The following is a 23766-nucleotide window of genomic DNA, read 5'->3' as shown; positions in this document are numbered from 1 at the left end:
ATTACTGCCTGCAAATCGTCATAATTGCGATATCATCCGGAGCCGCATCAATAGTACTTGGAAGTAAAGCATCTCGAATACTGCTCGGCCCCCCACCTTTAGTACCAGAAACAGCATCAATAAGACGCTGTTCTTTTGCCTCCATATTTGGCTCTTCCAACACTTCGAATATACCATCAGAGAACAAAGTAATCTCGAATTCTCGGTGTAACTGAAGCTTTCGCTCGTCATATAGGGGCTCATGAAATAAACCTACCGGCATGCCTCGCCCTTCAAGGAATCGACAACCATCCTCATCATGCAATATTGGCATAGGGTGGTGCCCACCTACTGCGTAGCTTAAGCTAGCGTCAGCTTCATTGTATAAGCCTATAAACATGCTCAAGTGCTTACCTAATCCTGTATCAAGCAGCTCTATGTTAATTCTATGGAGCACGTCTTTTGGCGATAAAATATCAAAGCTCGATTGTCGCCGATAGTTTCTCAGCAGCCGGTTAGTCATATTCTTGAGTAAAACAGTTACAAGTGCAGAAGAAGCACCATGACCTGATACATCGGCTAAATAAAACAGGGTCAACTTATCATCGACTTTAACAGCATCAACAAAATCACCACTTAGATATAAAGATGGGATTAATAGATATTGGGCTCGAACAGCTCCTAACTGCACATCAGTGGCAGGTAACATATTTTTTTGTATCTGATGGGCCGCCTGCTGATCCGCCTTAAGTTCAGCCAAGCTTTTTTCAAGCTCTTCTCGGTAATGGAGGTTTTGCTCTATCAATTCCGCTTGATTAAGCAAGGATTTAATTGCTAGCGAGAAAGTTGAACCCTGATCAATTATTTCAGACTGCAAAAAAACATTACTAGCCCCCTTTCTCAGCGCTGTCATTACCTGATCACCCTCACTATCAGGCAATAATGCAAGAATTGGTTTTGGGGCTTGTGACGTCGCTAAATGCTGAAGATCAACCAACTTTAAACGCTCACTCACACCAACAATAACCAAAGAAAAGCTGTGCTCTTCTAATAATTCTAATGCGTAGTCACTACTAAAAGCCGTCGAAATCTTTACAGGTGGGAGGTCTACCTGATTACAGGCGTCAACAATGGAATCAATTGCTTCCGCAACATGATCGACTAATAGAATGGTTTGGTATGCTTGCCTCATATATCAGGCCTTGCAACTTGGGCTAGAGTCCATGAGAAACCACGTTAAATCCAGATGACTTAACTTGCAATAGATTTTTAGTCACAGGTATCAAGACTAACAAAAAAGCCCCAATTACATCTAAATAATTGAGGCTTTCATCCATACAGTAAACTTCTATTTAGAAGTTGTTATCGTCGTAATTTTCGGTATCACCGTCAGCAATATCGAAAGCACGTTTTTGCAAATAAGCATCACGGATAAAGATATATTTATCGCCAGAGATCAACTTTTCACTTTCTAGCAGCTGTGCACGCGTATCAATAACACGAGTCACGTAAAGCGCATTTCGTGCACCGTTATCATCCAAGTGATAAACAGGGTCTACTAGAGTATCTGGGAATTTACCTACACCATCACGAACAGTCATTGGACCAAAGAAAGGAACGACAAGGTAAGGACCGCTATTAACACCCCAGTAACCTAGTGTTTGACCGAAGTCTTCATCGTGCTTTTCAATACCCATCGGCGTAGCAACATCGATAAGACCCGCTAAACCAAAGGTAGAATTAAATGCTACTCGAGCAAAGTCTTGAGTCGCATTATCGAACTTGCCTTGAAGAAGGTTATTAAAGAATGTACCTACATCAGCAAGGTTTTCAAAAAAGTTATTAACACCAGTTTCAGCTACGTCAGGCATTACCGCCTTATAACCTTTTGTTACTGGTTTTAGGGCATAAGTATCAAGGCCATCATTGAAGCTAAACATAGCCCGGTTAAAACCTTCCCAAGGGTCTACATTGACCTCTTCCGCCATAACAGGCTGCGTTAATGCCAAAGAAACAGCACCTGCCGCTAACAAACTGCGAAATTTGGTTTTCATTCAGGATCCTTTCACTTTACCCAATAAATAGGAGGGTATTCTAGCCGAGAAATAAGCAGAAGAAAAATAGGAAAAAGGCTTAATTGTAAGATGGTTAGTAATATTTTGTTCATAAACGAAAAAAGGCTTCCCGAAGGAAGCCTTTTCTATATTTCCGTAAGGAAATGTCGACTTAGAAGTCTAGACGGTAACCTAGTACCGCACGATCTTCTCTCTGATCACCGTCAGAGTTGAAATCGTCAGAATCGTTGTCTACGTATTCAGCGAATACACGACCCTTACCTAGTTTCTGCTGAACACCAAGACCCCATTGTTGTAGGTCAAGGTCAGTAGTGTCATTGTTGTAGTCAGCGTAACGAGCGTATACAGAAGTAGCACCCATAGTGTAACGAGCAGCTAGTTCCCAAACGTCTTGGTCAGAAACTTCTGCAGAGCCAGTTTCTTCTTCTTTATCTTCGTACTTAGCCATCAACTCTAGGTTGTCTAGCTTGTACTGTGCAGCAAGACCCCAAACATCAGTTTGCATTTCTGCATTAGGAGTGTTTGCAGTTTCGATAGTACCGTAAGACGCAGAAACAGTTACGTTGTTAGCAGAGTAAGTACCTGCGATGTTTACCGCATCAGCAGTATCATCTACAACATCGTTGCTGTCATCGTTGTCTGTAGCCAATACTACGCCACCGATGAACTGGAAACCGTTCATTTTAGGAGAGTAGTAAGCAATAGTGCTTTCAGTACGCTTCATGAAGTGACCATCTTTACCTAGTGCAGAGTTACCTAGGTTAAAACGCTCACCGTAGTCACCATCACCTGGGTTAAAGATGTTAGTTGGGCCAGAGATCAGTAGGTAGTGAGGGTGGTATTGCTTACCGATAAGTAGCTTACCCCAGTCACCTTGAGCACCGATGTACTGTAGACGAGTTTTAAGAGCTGTATCTTGGTCAACACCCTGAGCGTTGTTAGCTTGAGCTTCCCAGTGGAAGATACCTTTAGTGCCGTCTAGACCTAGGTCAACATCACCTTTGATACCAACACGAGAAGACTGATCATCAACACCAGTGTCGCCGTTGTCTACTTTTTGTAGACCAATACGGAAAGAACCGTATAGAGTAGCGTCAGCCTGTGCGATCATTGGTGCAGTCATAGCACCGGCAACAGCCAGAGCAATCAGTGACTTTTTCATCAACATTTCCCCTTCAATAATATTCAACATACTAGTAGTGAATTTTTTAATTTTTCTAGCATAACGCATTTAACACGCTATTACGCTATGAAAATACTATAAAAAAAATATATTTCAAATAAATGAAACACATTTTTCTTCTAAAGCTTGTCTCGGCAGAACTACAAAAAACTTTAACTTCTGCCCTATCTCTCTCCTGCTTTAGTACCTATAACGGGGAATTAACTCCATTTAACAAGGCCTTAGCAGGTTCTTTGAAATAAATTTCGGGCATTACAACACACCAAAACGCCTTCTGCAACCTTTGTTTAAGCATTTATCTATCGACAGACACCCAACAAAAGTATTACTCCCTAATTTTATTGATCTACATCAACTGGCCACTTTTCCCCACTGCTGTTTGAGCCGTTTTTCAGAAACCGTTGCAGCTGTCCCTAACTGTTGAGCAAAAAGTGAGACCCGGAGCTCTTCTATCATCCATCGATAGTTTATTAATTCTTGGTCATAGATACCTTGTGAGCTGTGTTTTTCGAATCTCTTTTGGTACTGAACAAAACACTGTTGCAACTGATCACTCTGAAGGCATTCTTGCCTCAGATTACGCCTAAATTTCTCGAGTCGAATTTCAATACCCTTTAAATACCTAGGATATTGTTTCAGCACATAAGCTGATTCACTCTTTATAAAGCCTTTGTACATCAGCTGAGAAAGCTGCTGTTTGACATCATTCAGCACAGGTACCTCATTTAACAGCACTTTCCCTTTGAGCTGTTTCTGGATGCGGTTATAGGTTTGACAAAGCTCGAGAACATTCTCTAATAGCCTCTCCCCTATTGGTATAATTTCGCTTTTACACTTTAAAACTGCTTGTTCAAATTCTGTTTGATCCCTTATAACACCATGTTCGGGCAACAGAATCGAAGAACAGGCTTGCCATATAATCTCATGCTCTAATTGAGCAGGCGTATATAAACCACCGCTTAATAGTACACTTTGAGTGATCTGATCTTTCTTCAATGTCTTCTTTAGATTACGAATTTGCTCTTTCATTGAAAGAAGAGCTAAACGTGTGATCCCTAATCGACTAATTTGAACCGCTTCATCTTTATGAGATTTCAAACACAAGGTTACTGATTCACCAACATCTTCCAATGCGGGGTAAGCCTCAACCTCCACACCTGCATATTTACTGATCTTGCAGTTCTCTTCTAGCTCTCCAAAATCCCACTCGGTTATACCTTGGCGACCCCATTCACTATCAGATTTTTCAGTCAGTCTTTCATTTATTTGCGACGCAAATTGATCATTCAATACGTCCCAGCGCCTAGACTCACCTAGCAACCTTCCCTTTTCATCTACTAAGCGAATATTCATGGATAGATGATCAAGTAGCGTACTCTGCCTTAGATCAGATTCTTGTATTCTAATCCCGGTCATACGAAGCAACTGATGAGCAAAGACCTCGTATAAATTACCCACCCCGAATTCAACTCCGTTTATAAAAGCTTCGACATAGTTTGGCACTGGCACAAAGTGCTTACGCTGCTGTTTGGGTAAGCCTTTCAATATTGCAGAACACTTTTCCTCAAGCATCCCAGGCACTAGCCATTCCATCTGTTGTAATGGGATCGTATTCAACAACGGTAATGGTACCTGAAGTGTCACTCCATCATCTTTTGCGCCTGGCGAGAAGTTATAAAATAACTTTAACTTTGCTGTATCCCATCTAAAAAAGTCTGGATAAGCGATTACAGAGACATGATCAGCTGATCGCTGAAGAATGTCCTCTTCTTGCATGAACAGAGCATCAGGCGTTTCATCCTCAACCTTCTTTCGCCATTTTTCAAAAGCGGCGCCATTAACAATATGCTCACCCTTAAGTAAATGCAGACGAAGTCGATAGAACTCATAAAGCTGCTCTTCATCAACAAGCAAATCCTTTCTGCGTGATTTCGCCTCTAATTTCTCAACACCTCGTAATAAAGCGCGATTTTTCTTGATAAAAGTAGCTTGAGAATTGAGCTCCCCTTCAACCAACGCCTGTCTGATAAAGATTTCATGCGCTATAGGCGGATCTATTTTTCCATAACTAACTTTACGCTTAGGCACGATAATTAAGCCGTACAGCGTGATCTGCTCTGTCGCAACAACCTCTGCCCGCTTTTTCTCCCAATGAGGCTCACTGTAATTTCTCTTAATTAGATTCGGCGCTAATTTTTCTGCCCATGCAGGATCAATGCGAGCAATACAACGAGCATATAACTGACTTGTCTCTACTAATTCGGCAGCAACAATCCATTTCGGCGCTTTCTTATATACAACGGAACCTGGGAATAATAGAAAACGTCGGTTACGCGCCCCAAGGTATTCTTTATTCTCTTGTTTGAAGCCCATATGGCTTAACAAGCCAGCCAAAAGGGAACGATGAATAGCTTCGTAAGAGGCTTCTTGCTCCCTTTCAACAAACTTATCATCTTGCTGTTTCAGCTCTTTACAGATCAGATGCAATTGACGGTGAGTATCACGCCATTCACGCATGCGCATATAAGATAGGAACTGTTTCGCACAGTACTTGCGTAATTGGTTTTGACTTAACTCTTGCCTCTGCTCTTCATAGTGATCCCATAAATTCACAAAGGAAAGGAAGTCTGATTCCTCATGAGCATACAGTCGATGCTTCTCATCACTGGCTTGACGTTTCTCTTGTGGTCTTTCGCGTGGATCTTGAATGCATAAAGCACTCACAACAATAAGAACTTCACGCAAGCACTTGTTTCTCGCAGCTTCTATTACCATCCGACCTAAACGTGGATCGATAGGCAGTTTCGATAACTGCCAACCTACGCGCGTGATATTACGTTTAGCATCTACAGCACCCAGCTCTTGCAGCAGTTTAAAACCATCATTGATATAACGATTATCTGGCGCATCAACAAAAGGAAATTCTGATATATCTCCGAGCTTAAGAGATAGCATCTGAAGGATTACTGCAGCCAGATTAGTTCTACGGATCTCTGCATCCGTAAACTGCGGCCGGGCATTAAAATCTTCTTCGGAATATAGACGTATGCAAGTACCCTCAGAGATACGACCACAACGACCCGCTCGCTGATTAGCACTTGCTTGAGATACAGCTTCTATTGGAAGCCTTTGGACCTTAGAGCGGTAACTATATCGACTGATCCTCGCCAACCCGGTATCAACCACATACTTAATACCGGGCACTGTTAGGGAAGTTTCGGCAACGTTAGTAGATAATATTAAACGTGTCGCTGCTGCCTTGCCTGAGCGTTGAAACACCCGATTCTGTTCGGCTAAAGAAAGTCGCGCATATAGTGGAAGCACTTCAGCATGCTTTATTTCAGCTCGCCTGAGAACTTCAGCCGTTTCACGTATTTCGCGCTCACCGGGCAAAAAGATTAATACGTCGCCCTGCGGCCCCTTGCCTTGTTTGCGTTCAGTATCTAGCAGCTCTTCTACTGCTGCTAGAACACCTTGCTGAAGGTCTAAGGCTTTTTCATCTTCAGCTTCAAACTCATGAAGCGGACGATATAAAACCTCTACGGGGTAGGTTCGCCCCGAAACCTCTATTATAGGTGCATCATTAAAATGCTTAGAGAAACGCTCTAGATCAATTGTTGCAGAGGTGATGATTACCTTGAGGTCAGGACGTTTAGGTAAAATTCGTTTTATATAACCAAGTAGGAAATCGATATTCAAGCTGCGCTCATGCGCCTCATCGATGATTAAAACCTCATACTGCTCGAGGAAACGATCATGACGGGTTTCACCTAGCAGAATACCGTCAGTCATTAATTTGACCTGAGTATTTTCGCCCACTTGATCATGGAAACGAACTTGGTAGCCTACTCTTTCACCCAAGGAAGTTTGCAGCTCTTCAGCTATACGACTCGCTACAGTTCGCGCTGCCAAACGACGAGGCTGTGTGTGACCAATCAAACCCTTACAGCCTAATCCTAGGTCTAAACATATTTTGGGCAGCTGTGTAGTTTTACCTGATCCGGTTTCCCCGGCTAAAACAACCACCTGATTTTCTTCAATCGCTTTACTGATCTCTTCGCGGCGGCTGCTAATAGGAAGGTCAGGGTAAGAGATATCCAGATTTTGCTGTTTACGGCTCTCAACCCATTGGCATGAAACAACAATATCATCAACTAATTTGGAAGCAGCCTCTTGGTCATCATCTTTAAGACGTTCAATACGGCGTTTCAAACGAAAACGATCTGAAAGTCGACAACCTTCCAATAAAGATCTGAGTTGTTTTTTAGTCTGATTCAAGTGCTTCGCCTTACCCTATACTTTTATTGAGGCGATTTTATAACAGATAGTTCTTTAGCACATCTTTCTTGGTTTTTATTGCTCTACCTCAGAAATCAGCTAACTTATTAAAATTACTACAACTAATTCAGCAGCAATTTCTAATAAACACTTCTATAATGCCTAAAAAGCTTGGGCTATGCGTTGTGACAAGGTTATCCAATGACAAAAAAACATATTAACTTTTTTTTTGCTTCCTTACTTTTGCTGCTTCAATCAAATTTTCTACACGCAGAAAACACAACCATCCGAGGATTCTCTACAGTTGGATTAGTAAAAAGCAACGCTGGGGATAGTCTAAATTTCAGAAGAAATCTTGCTCGGACAGCTGAAGATTCAAACTCATGGTCTTTTGAATCCGACACCACTTTAGGCCTGCAAATTGATACTGTTTTAAACGATGAGTGGAGTGCATCAGCTCAGTTTGTGTACAAAAACAGAATTGATCAGAATATCGAAAACAGTATTGAATGGGCATACTTACGTTACCACCCTAGTCCAGATAATCCTTTTAGCTATCGTGTAGGTCGATTAGGTGTTGATGTATTTATGCTCTCCGAGTATCGAAATGTAGGTTATGCCTATCTTTGGGCACGCCCACCAATTGAATTTTACAGCCCTCTCGCATTTGATTATATCGACGGAGCAGATATAACGTACTCGACTCTATTAGAAGAGTCTTTCTTTCAAGCACGCCTAACCGTTGGCACCACACAAAATGATTTTGTTTATGATGATGTAACCCTTAAGGTTTCCCCTGCCATTGCCACAAGCCTGTTATGGGAAAGTGACTATTGGAAATTTAGGCTGGGTTATGCCCATATAGAATTAAGTGATCGTGTAGATTTTTATGAGCCTCTCATTGACGCACTGAATAGCAGCGCCCCTTTATGGCCTGAAGCAGCATCCGCTGCTAACGACCTAAATTTAGAAGGGAAAAAATTCGATTACTATACTCTTGGCCTAACTTACGACAATAACCAATGGATTGTTCAAACTGAGATTAACCAAGTTAAAACTAAAGATAATATCTTCACCTCTTCTCACAGCGGCTACATTAGCTTAGGGAGAAGGGTTGGGGATTATACTTTGTACGGCATAGGTTCCATCATCGAAAATACCGATGATATAAACCAAGTAGCAGCTGTTCCTGGCTTTTTACCTCCTTTAGCCCAAGCACAACTCACGGGCTTAAGAACCGTTGTTCAAGATCAGTACAACCAAACAGGTGTTGATCAAAAGTCCCTCGGCTTAGGCGTTCGCTGGGATGTTTATCACAACACCGCCATAAAATTCCAATGGGATAGGACATGGATAAAACCGCACGGAGCGGGCTTATGGGCTAAGGATTCATCGATTTTGACTGATGAAACCGTAGACACATTTTCAATCAACGTGAACTTTTTGTTCTAAGGGTAAGGATGATGAAGTATCTAATAATCCTCTTTTCCACGTTGATTCTTTCGTTCCAAGCTTCAGCAGATATGATAGTGATTTGTCACCCTGACAGTGACGTAGACAAACTCAGTCGAAAACAAGTGATTGATTTATATATGGGGCGTGTACAGCATTTCCCTAATGGAGGCAAAGCCTCAACGCTTGATATGCCGACAGATTCTGATCACAGAGCAAAGTTTTATAAAGACTTGACAGGTAAAACGCTTCCGCAAATCAATGCATACTGGGCTAGACTCATCTTTGCAGGTCGAGCAACACCGCCTCAAGCAGTAGAATCATCAGAAGAGGTAATAGCTACCATCATGAAAGATACTACGGCTATTGGTTATATCAACAAATCAGAACTAGTTGATTCAGTTAAGGTTATTGCGCATGTTGAGTAGTGCACTCAATGCAAAACTATCAATAAGGACAGGCATATCGATAGCGCTCTTTGCCTGTTTTTTTCTATTGATTTCAGCAGTGGTTCTATTTCAGCTATCCTACAAAGAAGAACTCGACGAGATCCACAAAAGCTTGCAACAACTCATCAAAACGGTGGAGCAAAGCGCAAAGGTTGCTGTTTATCTGGAAAACGAAGAACTAGGAACAGAAATAACCAATGGTCTAATCATCAACGACAACGTTTCCGGCGTTATTCTAAACAGCGATATAGGCATGCTGTTGACAGCCGGTGATATTACAATTGGACCCAATGCTCGTTTAGTTGTATTAAGTTTAAACGATCCATTTACCCCTCAACTCCCCATAGGGAAATTAACTCTGATCCCCAATCAGGGGTTAATCGAAGCGACAGCAAAAAAACGAGCGTTATCGCATATCATCATATTTGGTGTTAATTCAATCTTTGTGGTTTTTCTTGTCATTATCCTGGTAAATCGCCTTTTGGCCGATCCTCTTAAAAAAATCGCCCAGCAACTTCATATAATAAAACCCGGCACCAGCCAAAGAATTATCACACCCATGGGGCACGAGCAGGATGAAATTGGTTTACTCGTCAACGACAGTAACAAACTTCTAAGAGAGATGCAGAAAACCATCCAACAAAAAAATCAGCTATTCGACGAAGTCCAGAAACTAGAACAAAAATTCCGTCTACTGTTTGATAATGCCAGAGTAGGCATAGCTCTGGTCAATATGGATGGTCAATTACTGATGAATAACCCTGCTTTCGCCAACATCGTTGGAGAAAAAGCATGTCAGTACTTCTCGGAGAACCAAACGCGTAAGCTGATTGAGCTATTTGAAGAAAAGCAATTTTTAGCAAAAGCGATACAAAAAGCCATAACTTCTTCAATCCCTGTTTCTCTAGATCTTAGTTTAAAAAGCGAAGAGGAAGCAGATCGTCACTTGCACTGCATTCTCTCCCAAGTTCTTGATGAAAGTGGAGAAGTGCTTTTAGAACTTGTTATCTATGACATATCTGAACGAGTGCATCGTGAGCAGAAAGCTCGCCACGAATCAGAAGTTGATACTCTAACAGGCCTATTAAACCGTCGTGGTTGCAAACGCCTTATAAAAGAATCATTGATTAAGCATCCTAATAGCCACCACGCAGTCATGTTAATAGACCTCGATCACTTCAAACCGATTAACGATACCTATGGTCATGATGCTGGAGACCTCGTATTAAAAGAAGTGTCTAACCGATTCAGCGAGGCTTTACGTAAATCAGATCTACTTTCTCGCTGGGGTGGAGATGAATTTTTAATATTTTTAGCAGGCAAGGCTGAAAGCGTAGAAGAAGAGGCTACGGCTGTTGCACAAAAGATTTTAAGACTGCTTGAAGAGGAAATTGAGCTTGGTCCAGGTAAGACTGACCACGTAGGTGCCAGTATCGGTATTGCTTTAGCACCTCGTCATGGCAATGATCTTGGTGCTCTAATTAAAGCGGCTGATATCACTATGTATCAGATCAAAAAGCAAGGTAAGAATAACTATCTAATCTATGATGAAAACATAGCCATGGAAAATACAGGATAAGTATCGCCCCGTTTCGGTTAATTAAACAAATAGAAAACTAATACGTTAAATACCTCTAAAGTCTGAGCGTTTTTCCTATTAATGCCCCATTATGTAACATAGACACAAAAAAACCTTATACATTAGGAGGAAATATACGGTTAAGCCTTGCACATTAGTTCCCGAATCCCGACAATGCGCACAATATTTTTGAAAGATCATTCACATGCGTACATTAGAAGATTCTCTACCACTACAATTGCTGAAAGCTCGTGAAGCTACACTGTCATTTGTTAGACCCTTATTACAAGAGAACTCCTTGACTGAACAGCAATGGAGAGTCTTGCAAACAATCAAATCTCACCAAGAGTTAGAATCAAAAGCCCTTGCAGATTTGTGCTGTATTCTAAGCCCAAGCTTAACAGGCATTCTCAAACGCTTAGAGCAACAAGGCTACATCCAGCGTAGAAAATCAGAAGAAGACAAGCGTCGTATTTTGATCAGCCTGACAGACAAATCAGTTGGTCTGCTTGAACACCTGACACCTGCGATAGAAGAGCGTTATCAAGCATTTTCTGAACGTTACGATCAAGAAAAGCTAAAACAGCTGATGACTTTACTAGCAGAAATTGAAGCGATAGAGCCCTAGTTCAAGACAGAGCAAAAAGAGCAATTTCTTCCTCTAGTAACTCCCTACTTTCCCCCGGCGATAAGGATCGATCTAAATCCAAATCGCCAATAGAAAGCCTCTCCAAACCTACAACCGCGTTTCTAAACCGCCCAAACATCCGCTTTATCTGATGATAACGGCCTTCTTGCAGGGTCACCAATGCAGTATTTGTACCTATGATCTCGAGATCTGCTGGTTTCGTAGTTATACCTTCAAAAGGAAAATACATCCCCGCCGCAAAAGCAGGTATGTACTCTGTAGATAAAGGCTTCTCAAGCTCTACTTTATACCGCTTCGGAACCTTCGTGTCTGGAGAAGCTATCCGACTGGACCATTCGCCATCATTGGTTAACAGCAATAAGCCTGTAGAATTGAGATCTAAACGACCGGCAATATGAACATCATCATAACCGTCTGCTAGCAGATCAATAACTGTAGGATGGATTGAATCTTTAGTCGCGCTGACATAACCAACCGGCTTGTTCATCATTAAGTAGACTGGACGTTTATCCTGAAGAACCTCCCCATCACACTCAATTCTAGAAAATCTATCGACCACCTGATTCACCGCCGATGCCGGCAATCCATCCACTAACACCTTCTTCTGGGCGATGAGCACCCTAACATCCCCACGGTTATAAGGCGTTCTAGCAGCAAGAAAACGATCGAGGCGAGACTTATTAACAGGCATGAATTTACTTCGTTTTTTCTTCCACCGATAAAGGATCGTCTAGATCACCATCTAGCCACGAATCCATATCGGGCTTTTCAGGCTTCGACTTCGGAAAACCAGCTAACTGCGGTTTTTCATCGATGACCCAACCTTCTAACAAATCAGCATCATCTAATTCTGGCTCTAGGGGCTCAAGTGGCAAAGGGTCACCGTCACCCTCAAAGCCAGACCAAGCGATATCACCCATCATAACACCGTCTTCAAGGCCACTCATCGGAACAGCAACGCATAAATCTTCACCCGTTGCTTCTTTTAAAGACTCTACATCTTCACAAAAATGAACATCTTTTTCGCACTGGTTACAATGTCGTACAAATGGGTCCTCAGTTTTATCCAAATCATCCCAAGCTTTAGGGCACTTGTAATTAATCTTACAATCTCTTTTATCCACTGGGACCTCTACTCAGACGTCAATAATTCAAGCTTATTATCATGTATAAGGATAAACAAAATCTAAGCGTTTAAACCGCCCATACAGATATATTTTGTTTCTAAATAATCATCCAACCCATATTTAGATCCCTCTCGACCATGACCTGATTCTTTAACACCACCAAAGGGAATTAGCTCTGAGCTGATAGCTGTTTCATTAACACCTACCATTCCATATTCTAGTGCTTCTGATACCTGCCAAATGCGCGAGATATCTTGCGTATAGATATATGAAGCGAGACCAAAAGAAGTGTCATTAGCCATGGCAATGGCATCTGCATCCGTTTTAAATTTAATGACAGGCGCCACTGGACCAAAAATCTCTTTACTAAAGATATCCATATCAGGCTTCACATCAGCTAAGACTGTTGGCTCATAAAACCAACCATCACTTTCAGTAGGTTTACCACCTGCCACCAATCTCGCCCCTTGATCAAGCGCTCCAGTCACCACGGATCCAATGCCGTCCAACGCTTTCTCAGTTATTACAGGACCGAGTGTTGTCTTTGCATCAAAACCATCGCCTAAACTGAACGCTTTGATAGCCTCTGTAAATTTAGCCAAGAAGCGATCATAAATACCTTCTTGTACTAACAAACGATTTGCACAGATACATGTCTGACCAGCATTTCTAAATTTTGACGCCACTGCCCCTGCAACCGCTAGATCAACATCAGCATCATCAAAGACAAGTACTGGCGCATTGCCGCCCAATTCCATTGATGTACGTTTAACTGTGTCAGCACACTGTCGCAGCAATAACTTTCCTACGGGTGTCGATCCGGTGAAGGTAAGTTTTTTAACTATAGGGCTAGAAGTAAGAACCCCACCAACCTCGTCGGCCTTAAGGCATGGCAATACATTTAATACTCCGGCAGGAACACCTGCTCGAAAAGCAAGCTCTGCTAAAGCCAATGCAGATAGTGGAGTTTCAGGAGCAGGCTTGAGCACAATTGTACAACCGGCAGCTAACGCAGGAGCTACTTTGCGCGCGATCATAGCATTAGGGAAATTCCAAGGTGTTATCGCTGCAACAACGCCTACAGGCTGCTTAATAACAAAACTACGTCGATCTTGAGCAGAAGGTAAAATATCACCGTAGATACGTTTAGCTTCTTCAGCAAACCACTTCAGATAAGATGCACCGTACAGTATCTCACCCTTGGCTTCAGCAAGGGGCTTACCTTGTTCAAGCGTTAAAATCGAAGCGAGATCATCGGCATTTGCAATAATTAGATCATGCCAATGCTGCAAAACATTTGAACGCTCTGCAGGCGATTTTAATTTCCATAGCTGCATCGATGTTTGAGCAGCCTCAATCGCAATCTGCGTCTCATGCCTTCCAACATCTGCGACATGTGAAATTATCTCACCATTAGCAGGGTTAAGAATTGGAAATTCAGCCCCGCTTTTCGCGTCGACCCATTCACCGTTGATAAAAGCTTGTGCCCGCAACAGGCTATAATCGCTCAAATTCAATCCCATACTTCACCTTCATCTAAGTAGGCCAGCAAAAAACGGGCGTAACCTTATGACTCGACTAAATTCGCTTACGCATCTTTTGCAGACGATTTAATTCTTCTTCTAATAACGAACGTCTTAACACCTTACCGACATTGGACTTGGGAAGGTGTGTTCTAAACTCAACCAAACGCGGCACTTTATAAGAAGTTAAACGTTCGCGGCAATATTCACGCACTTGCTTGACCGATAAACGTCGATTGGAGGTCACTACAAAAAGCTTAATGACTTCACCGCATGTTTCATCAGGCAAGCCAACTACAGCGCACTCTACAACATCTGGATGGCTGGATATGGTGTTTTCTAATTCATTGGGATAGACCGGAAAGCCTGAGATATTAATAATGTCTTTCTTGCGATCAACAATTCGCAATGTCTCATCATCTAAAACACGAGCAATATCGCCTGTTGCTAACCAGCCTTCAGAATCAGGAATCGAAGAGTCATCCCTCAAATAACCTGACATCACCTGAGGCCCACGAACATAGAGCTCACCGGTTTCGCCTGAGCAGAGATCCTCCCCCTGCTCCCCAACGATACGCACTTCTGTTAGCGGTAAAGGCCTACCTACAGATCCGTATCGGGAATTATGCGGTTCCTCAATAGCTACCACAGGAGACGCTTCGGTTAAGCCATATCCTTGAATAATCTGGCAGCCCGTTACACTTTCCCATTCATCGCTAACAGAACGCGTTAACGCCATACCTCCAGACAGAGTTAGCTTTAAACGCGTCATGTCCAGCTGGTTGAACAGACTATTTCGACAAAGCGAAACAAACAAAGTGTTTATGCCTGAAAATACCGTGAAATCCCACCGACCGAGTTCATTAACTAACCCTTGGATATCGCGCGGGTTTGTAATCAATACAACTTGTGCACCCAAAACAGGCATCACTAAACAATTCAGTAGAAAACCATAGATGTGATAAAGCGGTAAGGGGGCTATCGCAATCTCTTCACCCGCTCTTAACGTATCGGGTAACCGATGCTTCAGCTGCAACACATTCGAAATCAAATTTCGATGACTTAAAACGGCACCTTTTGGCGTACCCGTAGTACCTACAGTGTATTGAATCAGCACGGGCTGCTCCGCATCACGCTGCACTTTTTCTAAGTTATAGTGCGCGCCTTTAGCAAGTGCTTCTCGAAAACCAACCGCATCCCTTAATCTATATTTAGGGACGATTTTGCGTAAATACTTCGCCGAGTAATTGATCATTAAACGGCGCATTAAAGGATGTATATCACCCAGCTCAGTGACTAACGCTGTATGGATATTAGATTCAGGTAACACCTCTTCTAACAGATGAGCACTATTCGCAAGAATAATGACCCCTTTGACATCAGCATCTTTAAATTGATGCAAAGTTTCAGCAGCTGTATAAAGCGGATTGGTATTAACGATGACTAAGCCGACTCTCAGAGCCGCCAGCACTGCGATTGGATACTGCAAGGTATTAGGCAATTGAATCCCAATCCGATCGCCAGGTTCAAGGGAAGTGCAATTTTGTAGGTAAGCCGCTAATTTCTCAGCAAGGCTATCCAGCTCAGCGTAAGTTAACGTCGCTCCCATATGGGTAAAAGCATCTTTATACGCAAAGTTTTGGCATGCACTATCAAGAAGCTCCGTGACACTTCCAACGCTTTGAATATCTAGCTTTAACTGTTCGAGGGAATCTCGTTTTAAACTCACCTGAAAAGCTCCTTATACTCAGGCTAACTTGTCCTTTTATTGCGGTATACCTTCAACAAAGGTCACCAAATCTCCTGGTTCCAGAGCTATCCAATCCTCATTATCTGTTAAGGGGACCGTCGCTATTACGGTGACTATATCTTTAGGAGTGGTTTCTTTAACAAAATCCACTTTCATTTCGCAATCTGTAAGGCTCGCTTCGCCAAAGGGTGCTTTACGGGTCAACCAAGACAGCTTACTGCCGCAAAATGCGAATAAATGGGTAGATTCAGTTAAGAGCATATTAAATACGCCCAACTCTCTGAGCTGCTCACAACGCTGCTTGATAAATTTAGAAAGCTCCTCAAAGTTCTTAGGCCTTTGAGGAAATGCTTGTCTGATCTCACCTAATAACCAACAGAATGCATACTCACTATCTGTCGTTCCTACCGGGTGATAAAAAGAAAGTGATTTATCAAACAGGGCTTTATCCAACTGGCCATTGTGCGCAAATGTCCATGTAAAGCCCCATAGTTCTCTCTGAAAAGGGTGAGTATTTTCGAGACAGATATTACCTACATTGGCTTGCCGAATATGGCTGATAACCACATGGCTTTTAATTGGGTGTTCTTTAACTAAGCGTGCAATTTTAGAATCGACACTGGGGTTAGGATCATGAAAGCAACGCGCACCTTTACCCTCATAAAAAGCGATGCCCCAACCATCTTTGTGGGGCCCTGTTCCGCCACCACGCTGCATAAGCCCAGCAAAGGAAAAGCAGATATCAGTAGGTACATTAGCACTCATACCCAACAATTCACACATCGCTACAATCCTTAATCAACGACAACGAAGTTATAGATTTTTATTCTGATTTATCTTCCAGAACAATTTTATCAGGCAGTGAATCAATAGCATCAGAGCCCGATTCGATTTTACTGCTTTCATCCATCAGCGCTGACGTTTCTTTCATTCGACGCTCACCGACAAAGCAACCATCTGGGTGAATAGACATCTGTTTGCTTTCCACTGTTGCGCGAACTTGTCCACCTGAATCAATATGAAGTTCGTCACAAATAACTTCACCTTCAAGAAGACCACATACGTCCACACCGCGCGCTTTAATTAGCCCGCGAACATGACCAGATTTACCAATAGATATATTATCTAGAGAGCTTACATTGCCTTCGAACATGCCATCGATATGCATTTTGCCAACGATGCTCATATCACCACAAAACTTATTACCTTCAGCGATTATTGTAATGGCTGACTGTGCTGGTTTAGTGGATACATTTCTTTTAAGGATGCCCATTTAACTCCCTTAACCTTTGTAAACAAAGAGTCAAAATTTGTTATGTCCCAGGAGAGGAAAGGCTCGGGATTGATTGCTGTATACATATGGCGGATCTCATAGTGAAGATGCGGCCCTGTAGACATACCCGTATTACCACTTAATCCTATCAGCTGTCCCTTACTGACAAATTCTCCAGTTTTTACTTTTATTGCGTCCAGATGCGCAAAGTACGTTTTAAATCCAAAGTTATGCTGAAGCTTAATCAGCTTACCAAAGGATTTATTGTAAGCAGCGAATTCAACTATACCGTCAGCAGTTGCATAGACTGGCGTGCCCTTGTTCGCTTTAAAATCTATTCCATGGTGCATTACCCGCTTTTTTCTAACAGGGTGAAATCGCGACCCAAACTTATCCGTGATTCGGATTGCCTGAATAGGTACGCCATTCGGAATACTATGCAAAAAGAACAAACGTTTATTAGCCTCGATCGTGAGCTGCTCAGCTCTAAAAGGATCAATCTTATCCGCTGATTCCAAGCCCAACAAATTCTCTAAACCATACAGAGAATTGTCCAAAGAGGAGTTCAATTCGCCAATACGAAGATTCTCCTCTTCCAGCTTGTCACGTTCATCTTTTAAAGAACTCAGTGATAAGCTGAGCTCTTTTAATTCTTCTATGTAAAGTTGCTGCGACCCAACCATCAGTTCATAGTTTTCGCTCAGTTCCTGATGATCTTCTTCAAGATCCGACAGGTCGTCTGTTTTAACCACCAGCAGAGCATTAGAAACAAAAAAACTGATTGCTGACAAAATCAAAAATGCCAACAAAATGTACTTTGCTACTTGGTTAAACGTGTATTGGCGAGAACCATAGACAGTAGTCAGGGTTATAACCAGTTTATTTCTCAAGATAACACCTGTAACGACTTGAGATGGGTAAAAACAAGCCACTAAATATACCTATTTTTACGTCCATTGTCATAGTCATTACAGGCGAAAACCCTAGATCACAAAGGGAATTATCCTATTGTGTAATAAGCTTTTAATCTCCGTCTAACATTCGGCCGATACCACCAAGCACCGAACCTTCACCTTTATCACTTCCACCAGACGACGGGGCTGATGCAATTAAGCGATCAGCAAGGCGCGAGAACGGTAGGCTTTGCACCCAAACACTGCCTGTCCCTTTTAACGTTGCAAGCCAAAGTCCCTCACCGCCAAAGATCATTGATTTCAAGCCCTTGACCATTTCAATATCGTATTCAATACCTTCAGTAAAGCCGACTAGGCAGCCCGTATCGACCCGTAGAGTTTCATTATTCAACTCTTTACGCACAACCGTGCCACCCGCTTGTACAAACGCCATACCATCGCCTTCAAGCCTTTGCAGGATAAAACCTTCACCACCAAAGAAACCTGCGCCAATTTTCTTAGAAAATGCGATTTCGACTTTGGTCCCTAAGGCTGCACATAAGAAAGCATCCTTCTGGCAGATTACTTTCTCACCGTAATCAGCCAAATTCAGAGGTACGATGCTACCTGGATAAGGCGCAGCAAAAGCAACTCGCTTTTTGCCGCTTCCTTCGTTGCCAAAATGAGTCATAAAAACGGATTCACCCATAACCATGCGCTTACCCGCAGAAAAGAGCTTGCCCATTAAGCCTTGATCAGGCTCGGAACCATCTCCCATTTTGGTTTCATAGTTAATCCCCTCTTCCATGTAATTCATCATACCGGCTTCGGCAATTACTTTTTCACCCGGATCCAACTCCACCTCAACGATTTGAAGCGATTCACCAATAATTTCGTAATCAACCTCATGACAACGCATTTTTACGCCCTTTTATCTAACTTATTTATGAGTAAAGGTGTCGTAGTCGCCTGTATACCTAACGAAAACAGAACAACACCGTATGCTATAGATTGAATAGTAAACCAAGCATCAATTTCAAGAGGCAGAGATAAAGCTAATGCAATCGCAACAGCACCTCGCATACCTCCCCAATATAAAATCAGTTGATCACGCCAATCTATTTCCATCTCAGGCAATAGTTTTATAGCCGGCACTGTAAACAATAACCCTAAAGCTCTTGCCAACAGCACCGCTCCAATACCGATCAACATAGCTAGCCATTGTTGCTCAAACATCCCCCAAGTGATCGTGACGCCTAAAAGCACAAAAATTAGGGCGCTTGCAAGCTGATTATTAAATTCCCAGAACGAGAATAAAAACTGAGTTTCAATTTTAGCTCCCTTTTTACGAACCAACTCGCCAAACCCTAGTCCTGTTACTAAAACACTCATTACACCTGACAGATGCAAAAAGTACTCTGCGATCAGGTAACCACCGTAAGCTGCACATATTGTTAATATGATGCGACTGAATTGATTGCTAATTATTAAAAACAGACCTCCGAAGATCAGCAGCGTTCCTCCACCGACGGCAAGACCACCCAGAAAAATTTTGAAGAATTCAGCAAGTGAATAAGCAAAGCTAACCTCATTACCCGGCATTAAAAGCAAACTGCTTAAAATGCCAAACAGCAAAATAGCTAACGCATCGTTGAATAAGCTCTCGCCTTCAAGAAGGATCACTAAACGATCAGAAGCGCCTACTTGCTTTAACAAACTAATAACGGCCGCTGGATCTGTAGCTGACAATATCGCACCCGATAGTAGCGCCGTGATAAACGTAAAATAGGCAGGGTAACCAATTCCCCAATAAAGAAGCCCAGCACTAATCATTGTCGCGAAAAGCATTAATGGGATCGATAACAGTAAAATAGCGGCTAGATTCTGCAGCAAATTTTTAATATCAATACGCAAAGCAGATTCGAAGATCAAAGCAGGTAGCAGCAGATAAAAGACCAGATAGTGGAATTGTTCCCAGCGCAGTCCGATATCCATACCTAACGTTGTAATTAACTCAGATCCTAGGAATCCAAACACAACCAACAATAAAGCAAAGGGCAATTTAAAAAGAGAAGCCATAGGTTTGATAAGCGCGATAGCTAATAAGGCAGAAAGTACCAACAGCAAGATATGAATTATTCCCATCCAACTACCTCCCTTCACCCAGTTTCACTAAGTATGTATGAGAATCATCAAAATACCTCTTATAAACGCTAAAAAGAGAGTCCATCCCCAAAAACAACAGCTTAAATCTTACACAGATAACAACCAATAACTATTTGGTTTTCAAGTATTTCCGGGATATTTGCCCGAAGACAAAGATCTTTCTTGATAAACCCTACACCTACACAGATGATCAACTACACTGTCTTAAAAAATGGATTTGTTTGATGCTACCAGTAAGCCAGCTTTTATCTGCAGATATCTCCCCCGCCGATCAAGATACATTATGGCGTACCATCACTGACTATTACTGTCATGATGAAAAACCTCTATGCGATCAACTGCTGGAAGTCACACCAAACTCATCTAAAGCAAAATCCAAGGCAACTAATTGGGCCAACACAATTCGTAATCTGGATAATCCACTGTTTTCTGTAAACACGCTCATGTCAGAGTTCGGATTAGAAAGTAATGAAGGGATTGCCCTACTAGCCTTGGCTGAAGCACTGTTGCGGATACCTGACACAGAAACTGCTCAAGCGCTTATTTTCGATAAATTGGATTCACTTGCGCTCGAACCAGAGAAACTCTTTAAAGCGCATTCCACTTTCCTTGAAAACAGCACTTTTTGGGGCGTTGCTCTAAGTCAAAAGCTTATAAGCCAAGAACAATCTGCGGATAGTATTTTAAACGATGTATGGCAACGCTTAGGTAACACAGTAGTTCACCAAGCTCTTGCCTTTGCGGTCTCCCAAATAGGTAAACAATTTGTTTTTGCAGAAGATATAAATACTGCCCTGAAGCTACGATGTGATTACAATCAAAACACATTGTTCTCATTTGACATGTTGGGCGAAGCCGCTGTTTGTGATCAAGATGCTCAAACCTATTTTGAAGCTTATCTAGAAGCCATTCAGACCGCTGGCCAAGAAAATCCAGAGTGCAATACTAGTGTCTCAATCAAACTCTCTGCCTTGTACCCTCGCTTTGAAAATAGTCAATTTGATCAACTTCAAAAGCAACTAATGCATCGGTTATTTCAGCTACTTGTTACCGCTAGAAACCTTGATATAGCCATAACCATTGATGCAGAAGAATCCGAACGTTTAGAAATCACCTTATTGATTTTCGAACAACTACTGCGAAGTGAGCTGTGCCTTGGTTGGGGTAAGCTAGGTTTAGCTGTTCAGGCCTATAGCAAACGCGCTTTACCGACACTTAGATGGCTTTCACTCATCGCTGCTGATTGTGAAACGCCAATCCCCATCAGATTAGTTAAAGGTGCTTATTGGGACAGCGAAATCAAACGTAGCCAACAAAATGGCCTAACCAACTATCCAGTGTTCACCCACAAAGCTGCAACAGATATCTCCTATCTGACCTGCGCTAAGTTTCTTTTATCCCAACAATCAGGATTATTAAGTCCGCAGTTTGCAACTCACAACGCACTTACTATTGCTCAGATATTAGAGATCCCGACAGACAAAAAATTTGAATTTCAGCGCTTACATGGCATGGCTGATCCTCTCTATCAACAAGTTCTATCAGAAACGGATCATAAATGTCGGATTTATGCCCCTGTTGGCAATCAGAATAACCTCTTGCCCTACTTAGTCAGGCGTTTACTGGAAAATGGTGCTAACTCTTCGTTTGTTTTCCAGTTACACGATCCTAATGTCAGCATCGATGAGATTGTAGAATCACCTCAAGATAGAATGCAGAGCAACTCTTACAACTTACCTCTACCTAATCAGGTATTCGAACAACAAAGAGAAAATTCCGCAGGTGATCCTCTAGGGAGCTTAGATTGTTGGCAGCAATGGCGTAGTATTATTGAATATTACGGACAAAAAAAATGGTACTGCCAACCAATCATCGCTGGCGAGGTGACTGATGGCCTTAATTTACAACCAGTCCATGCTAATTATCGTTTAGATAAAATTGTTGGCTATCAAAGCACTGCAGATAAGACTCAGATCAAACAAGCGATCAGCATAGCAGAGCAATTCTTTCCGGAATGGCGAGACCAAGATATCTCCTCGCGCTGCACAATCTTATTGAATTACGCACGTTTACTCGAACAAAATAAAGCGGAGTTGGTTTCCCTCTGCATTCTAGAAACAGGTAAAACGCTACAAGACGCTTTAGCCGAAGTAAGGGAGGCTATCGATTTTTGCTTCTACTACGCTGCGCTCGCTGAAAAACAACTACTGCCTGAGCAGTTGCCATCCATAACAGGTGAAGAAAACACACTTCACTACCAAGGGCATGGAGTGTTCCTTTGCATTAGCCCTTGGAATTTCCCATTAGCCATCTTTACAGGCCAGATCGCTGCAGCGCTCGTTTGTGGTAATACTGTACTAGCCAAACCGTCATCAAGTAGCGGATTAACAGCATTTAAAGCCACTGAACTATGGTACGCAGCAGGTTTGCCGGAATATTGTTTGCAATTGATACCTTATTCTGGCGCTGAACATTCTGAAGCCTTGTTAACTGATTCCCGCATTGCCGGTGTTACATTCACAGGATCAACTCAAGCAGCCAGCACCATCAACAAACAATTAGCCAATCGCCATGATGGCTCTATTATCCCGTTTGTTGCCGAAACTGGTGGCTTAAATGCCATGATCGTTGATAGTAGCGCTCTGATTGAACAAGTAGTGCTAGATGCCATTCACTCTGCTTTTAACAGCGCAGGGCAAAGATGCTCGGCCTTACGCGTTCTGTTCGTACAGGAAGATATTGCCGAGGTGATCGAGGAGAAACTCATCGGGGCAATGCAAACCTTGAATATCGACAACCCCGAACAGCTGTCAACTGACTTAGGTCCGGTCATTAATCAAAATGCCATGCGAACACTCTATGAGCATATTGAGCGTTGCCGTTTACAAGATAAGTTGCTGTTTGAACTAGAGCTTTCTGACCAACACAACCAAGGCTGTTTTGTACCACCTACACTCATCCGACTAAATTCCATGGATGAACTAACGGGAGAGGTTTTCGGACCAATTCTGCACATAATTCGCTACCAAAAACACAACTTAGAACGGGTTATTTATGATATTAACCGTAGCGGATTTGGCCTGACGCTCGGAGTTCATTCCAGAAACGACCTGTTTATAGAGCAAATCACCACACAAGCCCTAGTCGGCAATATCTACATTAATCGTGATCAAATAGGGGCCATCGTTGGCAGCCAGCCCTTTGGAGGTATGGGGTTATCCGGAACAGGTCCTAAAGCTGGAGGGCCAAACTACTTAAAACGTTTCGTGTGTGAAAAAACCATTACGCGGAACACGACCGCATCAGGTGGTAATAGAACGCTTTTAAGTAAAAAACTCTAAAAAAGCGACTTTAGATCAATACGAGAGGAACCTATAGGTTCCCTTACCC

General features: G+C 42.4%; 18 protein-coding genes. 5 read left to right on the top strand and 13 right to left on the bottom strand.

Annotation, left to right across the window (positions count from 1 at the left end):
* Position 1: 1 nt before the first annotated feature.
* The 4 genes from ACMXYN_RS05895 to hrpA all read right to left on the bottom strand — a co-directional run bounded on the left by ACMXYN_RS05895 (position 2) and on the right by hrpA (position 7515).
* Positions 2-1171, bottom strand: coding sequence for a PP2C family protein-serine/threonine phosphatase (locus tag ACMXYN_RS05895; RefSeq protein ID WP_415893924.1), 1170 nt, complete (start codon positions 1169-1171; stop codon positions 2-4).
* A 160-nt stretch (positions 1172-1331) separates the two neighbouring features.
* Entirely contained in the window at positions 1332-2033 is a 702-nt protein-coding gene (locus ACMXYN_RS05890; protein ID WP_415893923.1) for a VacJ family lipoprotein, read from the bottom strand.
* 172 nt (positions 2034-2205) lie between these two features.
* Complete coding sequence (locus ACMXYN_RS05885) at positions 2206-3216, bottom strand: porin (RefSeq protein ID WP_415893922.1); 1011 nt, start codon at positions 3214-3216, stop codon at positions 2206-2208.
* Positions 3217-3588: 372 nt separating this feature from the next.
* Positions 3589-7515: an ATP-dependent RNA helicase HrpA gene (gene hrpA, locus ACMXYN_RS05880; protein WP_415893921.1), complete on the bottom strand. Its 3927-nt coding sequence runs from the start codon at positions 7513-7515 to the stop codon at positions 3589-3591.
* Positions 7516-7716: 201 nt separating this feature from the next.
* Between hrpA and ACMXYN_RS05875 the strand changes: the two genes are divergently transcribed.
* From ACMXYN_RS05875 to hpaR, 4 genes are all read left to right on the top strand, one after another.
* The gene (locus tag ACMXYN_RS05875) at positions 7717-8967 is read left to right on the top strand and encodes a hypothetical protein (RefSeq protein WP_415893920.1); all 1251 of its coding nucleotides are present in this window, start codon (positions 7717-7719) and stop codon (positions 8965-8967) included.
* Positions 8968-8978: 11 nt separating this feature from the next.
* Entirely contained in the window at positions 8979-9395 is a 417-nt protein-coding gene (locus ACMXYN_RS05870) for a hypothetical protein (RefSeq protein ID WP_415893919.1), read from the top strand.
* Positions 9385-10995 (top strand): diguanylate cyclase domain-containing protein, encoded by a 1611-nt coding sequence (locus tag ACMXYN_RS05865; protein WP_415893918.1) that lies wholly within the window; start codon positions 9385-9387, stop codon positions 10993-10995. The genes ACMXYN_RS05870 and ACMXYN_RS05865 overlap by 11 nt, the downstream gene beginning before the upstream one ends.
* Before the next feature lie 205 nt (positions 10996-11200).
* Positions 11201-11623: a homoprotocatechuate degradation operon regulator HpaR gene (hpaR, locus tag ACMXYN_RS05860; RefSeq protein WP_415893917.1), complete on the top strand. Its 423-nt coding sequence runs from the start codon at positions 11201-11203 to the stop codon at positions 11621-11623.
* A 1-nt stretch (position 11624) separates the two neighbouring features.
* Here the strand turns inward: hpaR and ACMXYN_RS05855 are convergent, their stop codons facing one another.
* The 9 genes from ACMXYN_RS05855 to ACMXYN_RS05815 form a co-directional block, all read right to left on the bottom strand.
* Positions 11625-12335, bottom strand: coding sequence for a pseudouridine synthase (locus ACMXYN_RS05855; RefSeq protein WP_415893916.1), 711 nt, complete (start codon positions 12333-12335; stop codon positions 11625-11627).
* A gap of 4 nt (positions 12336-12339) precedes the next feature.
* Positions 12340-12768 (bottom strand): hypothetical protein, encoded by a 429-nt coding sequence (locus tag ACMXYN_RS05850; RefSeq protein WP_415893915.1) that lies wholly within the window; start codon positions 12766-12768, stop codon positions 12340-12342.
* 62 nt (positions 12769-12830) lie between these two features.
* Positions 12831-14294 (bottom strand): NAD-dependent succinate-semialdehyde dehydrogenase, encoded by a 1464-nt coding sequence (locus ACMXYN_RS05845; RefSeq protein ID WP_415893914.1) that lies wholly within the window; start codon positions 14292-14294, stop codon positions 12831-12833.
* Positions 14295-14349: 55 nt separating this feature from the next.
* Positions 14350-16023: an AMP-binding protein gene (locus ACMXYN_RS05840; protein WP_415893913.1), complete on the bottom strand. Its 1674-nt coding sequence runs from the start codon at positions 16021-16023 to the stop codon at positions 14350-14352.
* A 36-nt stretch (positions 16024-16059) separates the two neighbouring features.
* Complete coding sequence (locus ACMXYN_RS05835; RefSeq protein ID WP_415893912.1) at positions 16060-16827, bottom strand: class II glutamine amidotransferase; 768 nt, start codon at positions 16825-16827, stop codon at positions 16060-16062.
* Positions 16828-16867: 40 nt separating this feature from the next.
* The gene (locus ACMXYN_RS05830) at positions 16868-17317 is read right to left on the bottom strand and encodes a bactofilin family protein (protein ID WP_415888602.1); all 450 of its coding nucleotides are present in this window, start codon (positions 17315-17317) and stop codon (positions 16868-16870) included.
* Positions 17260-18207: a M23 family metallopeptidase gene (locus ACMXYN_RS05825; RefSeq protein WP_415893911.1), complete on the bottom strand. Its 948-nt coding sequence runs from the start codon at positions 18205-18207 to the stop codon at positions 17260-17262. The genes ACMXYN_RS05830 and ACMXYN_RS05825 overlap by 58 nt, the downstream gene beginning before the upstream one ends.
* 133 nt (positions 18208-18340) lie before the next feature.
* Entirely contained in the window at positions 18341-19129 is a 789-nt protein-coding gene (locus ACMXYN_RS05820; protein ID WP_415893910.1) for a TIGR00266 family protein, read from the bottom strand.
* A gap of 2 nt (positions 19130-19131) precedes the next feature.
* Entirely contained in the window at positions 19132-20355 is a 1224-nt protein-coding gene (locus tag ACMXYN_RS05815) for a cation:proton antiporter (protein WP_415893909.1), read from the bottom strand.
* 245 nt (positions 20356-20600) lie between these two features.
* Here ACMXYN_RS05815 and putA point away from each other — a divergent pair, with 245 nt between their 5' ends.
* Positions 20601-23717, top strand: coding sequence for a bifunctional proline dehydrogenase/L-glutamate gamma-semialdehyde dehydrogenase PutA (gene putA, locus ACMXYN_RS05810; protein WP_415893908.1), 3117 nt, complete (start codon positions 20601-20603; stop codon positions 23715-23717).
* Positions 23718-23766 lie beyond the last annotated feature (49 nt).

This window comes from Neptuniibacter sp. PT8_73 (genome assembly GCF_047778045.1).
In the GTDB taxonomy this organism is placed as follows: domain Bacteria; phylum Pseudomonadota; class Gammaproteobacteria; order Pseudomonadales; family Balneatricaceae; genus Neptuniibacter.
This window is presented reverse-complemented; position numbering and strand designations above follow the sequence as displayed.

Bases quoted from the DNA above. Each gene is read 5' to 3' on its own strand.
- ACMXYN_RS05815 (WP_415893909.1), bottom strand. From the start codon at position 20,355: ATGGGAATAATTCATATCTTGCTGTTGGTACTTTCTGCCTTATTAGCT.
- ACMXYN_RS05885 (WP_415893922.1), bottom strand. From the start codon at position 3,216: ATGAAAAAGTCACTGATTGCTCTGGCTGTTGCCGGTGCTATGACTGCA.
- ACMXYN_RS05895 (WP_415893924.1), bottom strand. From the start codon at position 1,171: ATGAGGCAAGCATACCAAACCATTCTATTAGTCGATCATGTTGCGGAA.
- hpaR (WP_415893917.1), top strand. From the start codon at position 11,201: ATGCGTACATTAGAAGATTCTCTACCACTACAATTGCTGAAAGCTCGT.
- ACMXYN_RS05890 (WP_415893923.1), bottom strand. From the start codon at position 2,033: ATGAAAACCAAATTTCGCAGTTTGTTAGCGGCAGGTGCTGTTTCTTTG.
- ACMXYN_RS05835 (WP_415893912.1), bottom strand. From the start codon at position 16,827: ATGTGTGAATTGTTGGGTATGAGTGCTAATGTACCTACTGATATCTGC.
- ACMXYN_RS05820 (WP_415893910.1), bottom strand. From the start codon at position 19,129: ATGCGTTGTCATGAGGTTGATTACGAAATTATTGGTGAATCGCTTCAA.
- ACMXYN_RS05865 (WP_415893918.1), top strand. From the start codon at position 9,385: ATGTTGAGTAGTGCACTCAATGCAAAACTATCAATAAGGACAGGCATA.
- ACMXYN_RS05830 (WP_415888602.1), bottom strand. From the start codon at position 17,317: ATGGGCATCCTTAAAAGAAATGTATCCACTAAACCAGCACAGTCAGCC.
- ACMXYN_RS05875 (WP_415893920.1), top strand. From the start codon at position 7,717: ATGACAAAAAAACATATTAACTTTTTTTTTGCTTCCTTACTTTTGCTG.
- ACMXYN_RS05870 (WP_415893919.1), top strand. From the start codon at position 8,979: ATGAAGTATCTAATAATCCTCTTTTCCACGTTGATTCTTTCGTTCCAA.
- ACMXYN_RS05855 (WP_415893916.1), bottom strand. From the start codon at position 12,335: ATGCCTGTTAATAAGTCTCGCCTCGATCGTTTTCTTGCTGCTAGAACG.
- putA (WP_415893908.1), top strand. From the start codon at position 20,601: ATGCTACCAGTAAGCCAGCTTTTATCTGCAGATATCTCCCCCGCCGAT.
- ACMXYN_RS05845 (WP_415893914.1), bottom strand. From the start codon at position 14,294: ATGGGATTGAATTTGAGCGATTATAGCCTGTTGCGGGCACAAGCTTTT.